This window comes from Streptomyces sp. NPDC054849, assembly GCF_053610945.1.
In genome coordinates this window covers 26,553-36,507 of record NZ_JBSGZI010000084.1, presented here as the reverse complement: position 1 = coordinate 36,507, position 9,955 = coordinate 26,553, and the positions used below count along the sequence as shown (strand labels likewise).

Genomic DNA, 9,955 nt, shown 5'->3' with positions numbered 1-9,955 from the left:
GTCCTCCCGGACCGCCTTACATTCTTAGGGACACAGTCATACCGGGCCCGGAGGCCAGCGGCCCCATTGCAGGACCGCGAAAAAGATAACGGGGGCCGCCGCTGCGCGGAACCGCTCGGCCGTGCGCTCCGCCGCTTGGCGGGGCCGGCGCCGCGCGGACCCACTCCCCGTCGGCGGCGGGCCGACGAGGCGGCGAGGTGCGGTGCCGTGCGGTGCCGTGCAGCGCGGCCCCGGCAGGGATCCGAAGACCCGCTCCTAGGCCGGCCGCAGTACCCGCCCCAGGACCTCGCGGGCGTACGCCTCGTCGTACGCGACGTCCGTCAGCAGGACCTGCAGGCTGATGCCGTCCATGACCGCCACGAGCGCCCGCGCCGTCACCGGGTCGGTCCACGGGGTGAGCGCCGCGGACACGGCCTCACACCACTGCGCCGCCACCGGCCGCAATGCCGGGCGGCGCAATGCCGCGAGGTAGAGCTCGTACTCCAGCTCCACCCGGCCGCGGTCCGCCGCCAGGAACTCCCCCAGCAGGCGGGCCAGCGCTCCCGCGAGGTCCGCCTTCGGGTCGGCCGGTGCCGCCGACTCGGCCACCGCCTGCGCGAAACCCTCGTTGGCCTGGCGCAGGGCCGCGACCAGCAGGTCGTCGAGGGTCTTGAAGTGGTAGGTCGTCGAACCCAGCGGTACGTCGGCCTCCGCGGCCACGCTGCGGTGACTGAGCCCCGCGATGCCTTTGGCACCCACCACCCGGATCGCCGCTTCGATGATCCGCTGGCGCCGGTCCGGGTCGTAACGCCGCCCGCCGGAGGGCATCAGTGCGTCCCGCCGAGGTTCAGCAGGACCACTCCGCCGATCACCAGGGCGATCCCGGTGATCTTCGCAACGGTGGCCGCCTCCCCCATGAACAGCATGCCGATGGCGGCGATGGCGGCGGTGCCGACGCCCGCCCATATCGCGTACGCCGTGCCGACGGACATCGACTTCAGCGTCTGCGCGAGCAGGGTGAAGGCGATGACGTACCCCAGCAAGGTGCCCAGCGAGGGCCACAGCTTCGTGAAACCGTCGCTGTACTTCATGGCGGTGGTGCCGGCGACCTCGGCGGCGATGGCCGCGGCAAGCAGTACGTAGGGCATGTGTACAAGGGTACACATCGATGCGTACACCCGTACACAACAGCCCGGCAGAGTGCCGGAAAACGCCGAGGGCCCCCGGCACGAACGTGCCGGGGGCCCTCGCAAACAGGCGATGATCAGACGTTGAAGCCGAGCGCGCGGAGCTGCTCACGGCCGTCGTCCGTGATCTTGTCCGGGCCCCACGGCGGCATCCAGACCCAGTTGATGCGCAGTTCGTTGACGATGCCGTCCGTCGCCGACTTCGCCTGGTCCTCGATGACGTCCGTCAGCGGGCACGCCGCCGAGGTCAGCGTCATGTCGAGGGTGGCGATGTTCGCGTCGTCGACGTGGATGCCGTAGATCAGGCCCAGGTTGACGACGTCGATGCCCAGCTCGGGGTCGACCACGTCGTAGAGGGCCTCGCGGACCTCTTCCTCGGTGGCCGGCTTGGTCGACGCCTCGGGCGTCGCGTTCTCGGTCATGCCGTCTTCCTCTCCGCGTCGCCCAGAGCCTGGGCCGTCGCGTCCTTCCACGCCATCCAACTCAGCAGAGCACACTTCACGCGAGCCGGGTATTTGGAGACGCCGACGAACGCGACCGCGTCCTCCAGCACCTCCTCCATGGCCTCGTCGGGCTCGATCTTGCCCTTGGACTGCATCATCTCCAGGAAGACACCCTGGATCTTCTGCGCCTCGGCCAGGTCCTTGCCGACCAGCAGCTCGTTCAGCACGGACGCGCTGGCCTGGCTGATGGAGCAGCCTTGGCCCTCGTACGAGACATCGGTCAGCGTCTCGCCGTCGTACTTCACGCGCAGCGTGATCTCGTCGCCGCACGTCGGGTTGACGTGGTGCACCTCGGCATCGCCGTCGCGCAGGCCACGCCCGTGCGGGTGCTTGTAGTGGTCCAGGATCAGTTCCTGGTACATCGAATCCAGCTTCACTGCGTCCTCGTCGCCTCGTCCGTCAGCCGAAGAAGTTCCGTACGTGCTCCAGCCCGTCGATCAGTGCGTCGACATCGGATGGAGAGGAGTACAGGTAGAAAGACGCTCGCGTCGTCGCGGGAATTCCGTAGCGCAGGCAGACCGGGCGCGCGCAGTGGTGTCCCACGCGGACCGCGATGCCCTGCTCGTCCAGCACCTGGCCGACGTCGTGCGGGTGGATGTCGCCGAGTACGAAGGAGATCGCGGCGCCGCGGTCCTCGGCCGTGGTGGGGCCGATGATCCGCAGGTCGGGCACCTCGGCGAGGCGCTTGATCGCGTACTCGGTGATCGCGTGCTCGTGCGCGGCGATCTTGTCCATGCCGATCGCGGACAGGTAGTCCACGGCCGCGCCGAGGCCGACGGCCTGGGCGATCGGGGGCGTACCCGCCTCGAACTTGTGGGGCGCCGGGGCGTAGGTCGAGGCGTGCATCGACACGGTCTCGATCATCTCGCCGCCGCCGAGGAACGGAGGCAGGTCCTCCAGGAGCTCCTGGCGGCCCCAGAGGACGCCGATGCCGGTCGGGCCGCACATCTTGTGGCCGGTGAAGGCCACGAAGTCGGCGCCGAGCGCCTGCACGTCGAGCGGCATGTGCGGAGCGGCCTGGGAGGCGTCGATCAGCACCAGGGCGCCGACGTCCTGGGCGCGCCGGACGATCGCGTCGACCGGGTTGACCGTGCCCATGATGTTGGAGACCAGCGTGAAGGAGACGATCTTCGTCTTCTCCGTGATGACCTCTTCGATGTTGGACAGGTCGAGCCGGCCGTCGTCGGTGAGGCCGAACCACTTCAGCTTCGCGCCGGTGCGCTGCGAGAGCAGCTGCCACGGCACGATGTTGGAGTGGTGCTCCATCTCCGTGATGGCGATCTCGGTCTCGCGGTCGACCCGGTAGGGCTCGTCCGCCCAGCCGAGCATGTTCGCGACCAGGTTGAGCGACTCCGAGGCGTTCTTGGTGAAGATCACCTCGTCGCGGCTCGGAGCGTTGATGAAGGCGGCGACCTTGTCGCGAGCGCCCTCGTACAGCGCCGTGGCCTCCTCGGCGAGCACGTGCACGCCACGGTGGACGTTGGCGTTGTGCTGCTCGTAGTACTCGTTCAGCGCGTCGAGTACCTGGCGCGGCTTCTGCGAAGTCGCCGCGTTGTCCAGGTAAACGATCTTCTTCCCATCGTGGACCACACGATCCAGCAGGGGGAAGTCCTTGCGGATCGCCTCGATGTCGAGGAGGCCAGGCAGCTGTGTCACGCGGTCGCGCCACCCTTCACGTACTTGTCGTAACCCTCGGCCTCCAGCTGGTCGGCGAGCTCGGCGCCACCGGACTCGGCGATGCGGCCGTTCGCGAACACGTGCACGAAGTCGGGCTTGATGTAGCGCAAAATGCGCGTGTAGTGCGTGATCAGCAGGGTGCCGACCTCACCGGACTCGCGGACTCGGTTGACGCCCTCCGACACGATGCGCAGCGCGTCGACGTCGAGGCCGGAGTCGGTCTCGTCGAGGATCGCGATCTTCGGCTTCAGAAGCTCCAGCTGCAGGATCTCGTGGCGCTTCTTCTCACCGCCGGAGAAGCCCTCGTTGACGTTGCGCTCGGCGAAGGCCGGGTCCATCTGGAGCTGCTCCATCGCGGACTTGACCTCCTTCACCCAGGTACGCAGCTTCGGCGCCTCGCCGCGGATGGCGGTGGCCGAGGTGCGCAGGAAGTTGGAGACCGAGACGCCGGGGACCTCGACCGGGTACTGCATGGCGAGGAAGACGCCGGCGCGGGCACGCTCGTCGACGGACATCTCCAGGACGTCTTCGCCGTCGAGGGTCACGGTGCCACCGGTGATGGTGTACTTCGGGTGACCGGCGAGCGAGTACGCCAGAGTGGACTTGCCGGAGCCGTTCGGACCCATGATGGCGTGCGTCTCACCCTGCTTGACGGTGAGGTCGACGCCCTTGAGGATCTCGCGGGCGCCGTTCTCGGCCTCGACGGAGACGTGCAGGTCGTGGATTTCAAGCGTTGCCATGGATACCTCAGGACTCCTGGGTGAGGGAGACGAGCACGTCGTCCCCTTCGATCTTTACGGGGTATACGGGAACGGGGCGCGTCGCGGGCAGACCCGAGGGCTTGCCGGTGCGCAGGTCGAAGGCCGACCCGTGCAGCCAGCACTCGATCATGCAGTCGTCGACCTCGCCCTCCGAGAGCGAGACGTTCGCGTGCGAGCAGATGTCGTTGATCGCGAACACCTCCCCCTCGGTGGAGACGATGGACACCGGCGTGCCGTCGAGTTCCACCCGCTTCGGGGTGTTCTCCTCCAGCTCGCTCAGCGCGCAGACCTTGATGTAATTCATCAGACGGAACCCTGGAGCTCGGTCTCGATCTTGGTGAGCAGGCGCTCCTCGATGTCCGGGACACCGATCTGCTGGACGAGCTCGGCGAAGAAGCCGCGGACGACCAGGCGGCGGGCCTCGTCGGCCGGGATGCCGCGGGCCTGCAGGTAGAAGAGCTGCTCGTCGTCGAAGCGGCCGGTCGCCGAGGCGTGGCCGGCGCCGACGATCTCACCGGTCTCGATCTCCAGGTTCGGCACCGAGTCGACCCGCGCGCCGTCCGTGAGGACGAGGTTGCGGTTCATCTCGTAGGTGTCGGTGCCTTCGGCGGTCTTCTCGATGAGCACGTCGCCGATCCACACCGCGTGGGCGTCCTGGCCCTGCAGCGCGCCCTTGTAGACCACGTGGGACTTGCAGTGCGGGGCACTGTGGTCGACGAGGAGGCGGTGCTCCTGGTGCTGGCCGGCGTCGGTGAAGTACAGGCCGAAGAGCTCGGCCTCGCCGCCGGGGCCCGCGTAGGTCACGCGGGGGTGCAGGCGGACGACGTCGCCGCCGAAGGTGACCACGATCGACTTGAAGGTCGCGTCACGGCCGACCAGCGTGTTGTGCTGGGAGACGTGGACGGCGGTGTCGTCCCAGTCCTGCACGGACACGACGGTGAGCTTGGCGCCGTCGCCGACCAGGAAGTCGACGTTGGCGGCGCGCACGCCGTCACCGGTGTGGTCGATGACGATGACGGCCTCGGCGAAGGCCTGCACGTCGAAGACGGTGTGGCCGAAGGTGGTGCCGCCCTCGCCGTGCAGCGTGACGCGCACCGGCTCGGTCAGGACCGCCTCCTTGGGCACGGTGACGACCGTGGCCTTGGCGAAGGACGAGAACGCCTGCGCGGCGACCCGGTCCACCGGTGTGCCGGCCTTGCCGATGCGCGCGTCGCCGCGCTCCACCGACTCGACCGTGACGCCCTCGGGCGCGTCGATCTGGGCCTTCATGGTGCCGTTGGCGACCGCGGTGCCGTCGTGCAGGCCCCGAAGACGGGCGAGCGGGGTGAACCGCCACTCCTCCTCCCGGCCGTGGGGCACGGGGAAGTCCGCCACGTCGAAGGACGGGGGTGCACTCATCCGGGTGGCGACGGTGGACTCGGCGGCCACCGCGATCGCGCCGGCGGTGGTCGAACCCGCCGGAATGTTCTGAGCCTCAGCCATGGCTGTCGTCTTGCTCGCTCTCTTAAAAGAACACGGTCTACGTCAAAGAATGTGCTGCGGGACGGGCAGCCGGCCGGGACTAGCCGACCGAGCCCTCCATCTGCAGCTCGATCAGCCGGTTCAGCTCCAGGGCGTACTCCATGGGCAGCTCGCGCGCGATGGGCTCGACGAAGCCGCGCACGATCATGGCCATGGCCTCGAACTCCGTCAGACCGCGGCTCATCAGGTAGAAGAGCTGGTCGTCGGAGACCTTGGAGACCGTGGCCTCGTGGCCCATGGAGACGTCGTCCTCGCGCACGTCCACGTAGGGGTACGTGTCCGAGCGGGAGATGGTGTCGACCAGGAGCGCGTCACAGAGCACGTTGGACTTCGAGCCGTGCGCGCCCTCGCCGATCTCGACCAGGCCGCGGTACGAGGTGCGGCCGCCGCCCCGTGCCACCGACTTGGAGACGATGTTCGAGGAGGTGTTCGGCGCCATGTGGACCATCTTGGAGCCGGCGTCCTGGTGCTGGCCCTCGCCTGCGAAGGCGATGGACAGGGTCTCGCCCTTGGCGTGCTCGCCCATCAGGTAGACGGCCGGGTACTTCATGGTGACCTTGGAACCGATGTTGCCGTCGATCCACTCCATGGTCGCGCCCTCGTACGCCACGGCGCGCTTGGTGACCAGGTTGTAGACGTTGTTCGACCAGTTCTGGATCGTCGTGTAGCGGCAGCGGCCGCCCTTCTTGACGATGATCTCGACCACGGCGCTGTGCAGCGAGTCCGAGGAGTAGATCGGGGCGGTGCAGCCCTCGACGTAGTGGACGTAGGCGTCCTCGTCGACGATGATCAGCGTCCGCTCGAACTGGCCCATGTTCTCCGTGTTGATACGGAAGTAGGCCTGGAGCGGGATGTCGACCTTGACGCCCTTGGGGACGTAGATGAACGACCCGCCGGACCACACTGCGGTGTTCAGCGACGCGAACTTGTTGTCGCCGACCGGGATGACCGTGCCGAAGTACTCCTGGAAGAGCTCGGGGTGCTCCTTGAGCGCGGTGTCCGTGTCGAGGAAGATGACGCCCTGCTCCTCCAGGTCCTCACGGATCTGGTGGTAGACGACCTCGGACTCGTACTGGGCCGCGACACCGGCGACGAGGCGCTGCTTCTCCGCCTCCGGGATGCCGAGCTTGTCGTACGTGTTCTTGATGTCCTCCGGCAGGTCCTCCCAGGAAGCGGCCTGCTTCTCGGTGGAACGCACGAAGTACTTGATGTTGTCGAAGTCGATGCCCGAGAGGTCGGAACCCCAGTTGGGCATGGGCTTCTTGTCGAACAGCTTGAGACCCTTGAGGCGGAGCTTCAGCATCCACTCCGGCTCGGACTTCTTCGACGAGATGTCGCGGACGACGTCCTCGGACAGGCCCCGCTTGGCGGCGGCACCGGCCGCGTCGGAGTCGGCCCAGCCGTATTCGTAGGTGCCCAGGCCATCGAGCTCAGGGTGAGCAGTCTCCGTGGTCATGCGGGGTTCCTCCCGGCCGTACTTGCAGATACTGATGTGTCGGTCTGTGTGGTGCTCGCGCTTCGCGGAATGAACGTCGTGCACACCCCGTCGCCGTGGGCGATCGTGGCGAGGCGCTGCACATGCGTCCCGAGCAGGCGGGAGAAGACCTCGGTCTCCGCCTCGCAGAGCTGCGGGAACTGCTCGGCCACGTGGGCGACCGGACAGTGGTGCTGGCAGAGCTGTTCACCGCTGTGCGGACCGGGAGCGCTCTTCGCCGTAGCAGCGTACCCGTCGGCGGTCAACGCCTTGGCCAGGGCCTCCGCGCGGCCTTCGGGCGCAGCCGCCTCGACGGCTTCCCGGTAGGCGCGCGCCTGCGTCTCCATCCGCGACCGGGCGAAGGCGGTGACGGCCGCCTCCCCCTGTGCGCCGCCGCCGACCGACTGCGCGATCCAGTGCAGGGCGTCCGCGGCGAGCGTGTCGTAGGACTGGTCGAAGGCGTCGCGCCCGCAGTCGGTGAGCGCGAAGACCTTGGCGGGCCGACCCCGGGTGCGCGCACCGTACACACGCTGCTCACGGGGTTCGACCACGGCGTCGGTGACGAGCGTGTCGAGGTGGCGGCGGACGGCGGCCTGGGTGAGGCCGAGGCGCTGGGCGAGGTCGGCGACGGTGGACGGACCGTGGTCCAGGATCGAGCGCGCCACGCGGTTGCGGGTTGACCGCTCCCCGGTGGCGAGCTCCCCCTGGGGGGTCTCGCTGTGCCGTTCGCCGTATTTCACAACGCCATTGTTGCGTAATTAACCGAGCACCGACAAGCCGTGACGGACGCCACCCCTGGTGGCCTCCATCACTAAGGGTTACCTTATTTATCGACACAGAGTTATTCGGAGGGGCAGACTCCGCTATCCCCGCGCCTACCTCCGGTGGACCGTCTCACGGCCCCCACCAGCACAGCTGCGCCCGCGACGCTTTCCCGAAAGCCGCACATCGGGTTCCGGAAAAGATCACGGAAACCGGACGGTCCGCGCAGGGCCACCGGGCTGAAAAAGGCCGTAATCGCGTCGCGGCGGCCGGATCCGATGGCGATCCCCGCCGTCGTCCAGCACGAAAATCCACGAGCGAACCGGTGGGTAACCCCTCGACCCGGGAACAAAGCCCCCTCCCCGGGCTCCGTAGACTCACCCCCCATGAGCAACGACCCCGCCGTGGAGATCCGCGGACTGGTGAAGCGGTACGGCACCAAGACAGCGGTGGACGGCCTGGACCTCACCGTCCGCACCGCCTCCGTCACCGCGGTCCTCGGTCCCAACGGCGCGGGCAAGACGACCACGGTGGAGACCTGCGAGGGCTACCGCCGCCCCGACGCCGGAACCGTCCGCGTCCTCGGCCTCGACCCGGTCGGCCAGGCCGGGGCGCTGCGCCCGCGGATCGGCGTGATGCTCCAGTCCGGAGGCGTCTACTCCGGAGCCCGCGCGGTCGAGATGCTCCGCCACATGGCCAAGCTGTACGCCGACCCGCTCGACGTCGACACCCTGGTGGAACGCCTCGGACTCGGCGGCTGCGGCCGCACCCCCTACCGCCGGCTCTCCGGCGGCCAGCAGCAGCGCCTGGCCCTGGCCATGGCCGTGGTGGGGCGCCCCGAGCTGGTCTTCCTGGACGAGCCCACCGCCGGCCTGGACCCGCAGGCCCGCCGCGCGACCTGGGACCTCGTACGGGAACTGCGCACCGACGGGGTCACCGTCGTCCTCACCACCCACCACATGGACGAGGCCGAACAGCTCGCCGACGAGGTCGCCATCGTGGACGCGGGCCGGGTCGTCGTCCACGGCAGCCCCGAGCAGCTGTGCCGGGGCGGCGCCGAGAACACCCTGCGCTTCACCGGCCGCCCCTCCCTCGACCTGGCCTCGCTGCTGAAGGCGCTGCCCGACGGCACCCAGGCCGCAGAGCTCACCGCGGGCGTCTACCGGGTGACCGGCGACGTCCACCCGCAGCTGCTGGCCACCGTCGCCTCCTGGTGCGCGCAGCACGGCGTGATGCCGGACAGCCTCTCGGTGGAGCGGCACACCCTCGAAGACGTCTTTCTGGAACTCACGGGCAAGGAGCTGCGCGCATGAGCGCCGGTACGTTCACCCCCAGGCCGGGGGCCGCGCCCGTGTCCCGCATGATCCTCGCGCAGACGGCGCTGGAGACCCGGATGCTGCTGCGCAACGGCGAGCAGCTGCTGCTGACCGTGATCATCCCGGCGCTGCTGCTGACCCTCTTCTCCGCGGTCGACATCGTCGACACGGGAGCGGGGAAGTCCGTGGACTTCCTCGCTCCCGGCATCCTGGCGCTCGCCGTGATGTCCACCGCCTTCACCGGCCAGGCCATCGCCACCGGCTTCGACCGCCGCTACGGGGTCCTCAAGCGGCTCGGCGCCTCCCCGCTGCCGCGCTGGGCGCTGATGGCCGCCAAGACCCTGTCGGTGCTGGTCACCGAGGTGCTGCAGATCGCGCTGCTGACGGTGATCGCCTTCGCGCTGGGCTGGTCCCCGCACGGGAACCCGCTGTCGGTCGCCGCACTGATCCTGCTGGGGACCGCCGCGTTCTCAGGGCTGGGGCTGCTGATGGCGGGCACGCTGAAGGCCGAGATGACCCTGGCCGCCGCCAACCTGGTCTTCCTGCTGCTGCTGGTCAGCGGCGGGGTGATCGTGCCGCTGGAGAAGTTCCCCGGCGCCGTGCAGTCCGTGCTGGGGCTCCTGCCGATCTCGGCCCTCTCCGACGGGCTGCGCGAGGTGCTCCAGCACGGGGCCGCGCTGCCGTGGGGCGACGCGGCCGTCCTGGCGGGCTGGGCCGTACTCGGTCTGGGCGCCGCCGCGCGGCTCTTCCGCTGGGAATGAAACTCTTTCCCTCG

Annotated in this window: 12 protein-coding genes; 2 read left to right on the top strand and 10 right to left on the bottom strand. The window is 68.9% G+C overall.

Annotated elements, in window-relative coordinates; all coding sequences use genetic code 11:
- Positions 1 to 255: 255 nt before the first annotated feature.
- The 10 genes from ACWGIF_RS28630 to ACWGIF_RS28585 all read right to left on the bottom strand — a co-directional run bounded on the left by ACWGIF_RS28630 (position 256) and on the right by ACWGIF_RS28585 (position 7,842).
- The gene (locus ACWGIF_RS28630; RefSeq protein ID WP_453501763.1) at positions 256 to 807 is read right to left on the bottom strand and encodes a TetR/AcrR family transcriptional regulator; all 552 of its coding nucleotides are present in this window, start codon (positions 805 to 807) and stop codon (positions 256 to 258) included.
- On the bottom strand, positions 807 to 1,127 hold the full coding sequence (locus ACWGIF_RS28625; protein WP_453501761.1) for a DMT family transporter: 321 nt from the start codon (positions 1,125 to 1,127) through the stop codon (positions 807 to 809). Before ACWGIF_RS28625 ends, ACWGIF_RS28630 begins: the two co-directional genes overlap by 1 nt.
- Positions 1,128 to 1,243: 116 nt before the next feature.
- A complete protein-coding gene (locus ACWGIF_RS28620; RefSeq protein ID WP_362729815.1) occupies positions 1,244 to 1,588 on the bottom strand; it encodes a metal-sulfur cluster assembly factor in 345 nt (114 codons plus the stop codon).
- Complete coding sequence (gene sufU / locus ACWGIF_RS28615; RefSeq protein ID WP_453501759.1) at positions 1,585 to 2,046, bottom strand: Fe-S cluster assembly sulfur transfer protein SufU; 462 nt, start codon at positions 2,044 to 2,046, stop codon at positions 1,585 to 1,587. The genes ACWGIF_RS28620 and sufU overlap by 4 nt, the downstream gene beginning before the upstream one ends.
- Positions 2,047 to 2,068: 22 nt before the next feature.
- Complete coding sequence (locus ACWGIF_RS28610; RefSeq protein WP_453501758.1) at positions 2,069 to 3,325, bottom strand: cysteine desulfurase; 1,257 nt, start codon at positions 3,323 to 3,325, stop codon at positions 2,069 to 2,071.
- Complete coding sequence (gene sufC / locus ACWGIF_RS28605) at positions 3,322 to 4,086, bottom strand: Fe-S cluster assembly ATPase SufC (protein WP_327282841.1); 765 nt, start codon at positions 4,084 to 4,086, stop codon at positions 3,322 to 3,324. Before sufC ends, ACWGIF_RS28610 begins: the two co-directional genes overlap by 4 nt.
- A gap of 7 nt (positions 4,087 to 4,093) precedes the next feature.
- A complete protein-coding gene (locus ACWGIF_RS28600; RefSeq protein ID WP_453501756.1) occupies positions 4,094 to 4,411 on the bottom strand; it encodes a bifunctional 3-phenylpropionate/cinnamic acid dioxygenase ferredoxin subunit in 318 nt (105 codons plus the stop codon).
- Entirely contained in the window at positions 4,411 to 5,589 is a 1,179-nt protein-coding gene (sufD, locus tag ACWGIF_RS28595) for a Fe-S cluster assembly protein SufD (protein ID WP_453501755.1), read from the bottom strand. Before sufD ends, ACWGIF_RS28600 begins: the two co-directional genes overlap by 1 nt.
- Before the next feature lie 79 nt (positions 5,590 to 5,668).
- Positions 5,669 to 7,084, bottom strand: coding sequence for a Fe-S cluster assembly protein SufB (sufB, locus tag ACWGIF_RS28590; protein ID WP_374773426.1), 1,416 nt, complete (start codon positions 7,082 to 7,084; stop codon positions 5,669 to 5,671).
- On the bottom strand, positions 7,081 to 7,842 hold the full coding sequence (locus ACWGIF_RS28585; protein WP_453501753.1) for a helix-turn-helix transcriptional regulator: 762 nt from the start codon (positions 7,840 to 7,842) through the stop codon (positions 7,081 to 7,083). Before ACWGIF_RS28585 ends, sufB begins: the two co-directional genes overlap by 4 nt.
- A 408-nt stretch (positions 7,843 to 8,250) precedes the next feature.
- Here ACWGIF_RS28585 and ACWGIF_RS28580 point away from each other — a divergent pair, with 408 nt between their 5' ends.
- Positions 8,251 to 9,177: an ABC transporter ATP-binding protein gene (locus ACWGIF_RS28580; RefSeq protein ID WP_453501751.1), complete on the top strand. Its 927-nt coding sequence runs from the start codon at positions 8,251 to 8,253 to the stop codon at positions 9,175 to 9,177.
- On the top strand, positions 9,174 to 9,941 hold the full coding sequence (locus tag ACWGIF_RS28575) for an ABC transporter permease (RefSeq protein WP_453501749.1): 768 nt from the start codon (positions 9,174 to 9,176) through the stop codon (positions 9,939 to 9,941). Before ACWGIF_RS28580 ends, ACWGIF_RS28575 begins: the two co-directional genes overlap by 4 nt.
- The last annotated feature ends 14 nt before the right edge of the window (positions 9,942 to 9,955 follow it).

Bases quoted from the DNA above. Each gene is read 5' to 3' on its own strand.
- sufD (WP_453501755.1), bottom strand. From the start codon at position 5,589: ATGGCTGAGGCTCAGAACATTCCGGCGGGTTCGACCACCGCCGGCGCG.
- sufC (WP_327282841.1), bottom strand. From the start codon at position 4,086: ATGGCAACGCTTGAAATCCACGACCTGCACGTCTCCGTCGAGGCCGAG.
- ACWGIF_RS28630 (WP_453501763.1), bottom strand. From the start codon at position 807: ATGCCCTCCGGCGGGCGGCGTTACGACCCGGACCGGCGCCAGCGGATC.
- ACWGIF_RS28625 (WP_453501761.1), bottom strand. From the start codon at position 1,127: ATGCCCTACGTACTGCTTGCCGCGGCCATCGCCGCCGAGGTCGCCGGC.
- ACWGIF_RS28580 (WP_453501751.1), top strand. From the start codon at position 8,251: ATGAGCAACGACCCCGCCGTGGAGATCCGCGGACTGGTGAAGCGGTAC.
- ACWGIF_RS28600 (WP_453501756.1), bottom strand. From the start codon at position 4,411: ATGAATTACATCAAGGTCTGCGCGCTGAGCGAGCTGGAGGAGAACACC.
- sufB (WP_374773426.1), bottom strand. From the start codon at position 7,084: ATGACCACGGAGACTGCTCACCCTGAGCTCGATGGCCTGGGCACCTAC.
- ACWGIF_RS28575 (WP_453501749.1), top strand. From the start codon at position 9,174: ATGAGCGCCGGTACGTTCACCCCCAGGCCGGGGGCCGCGCCCGTGTCC.
- ACWGIF_RS28620 (WP_362729815.1), bottom strand. From the start codon at position 1,588: ATGACCGAGAACGCGACGCCCGAGGCGTCGACCAAGCCGGCCACCGAG.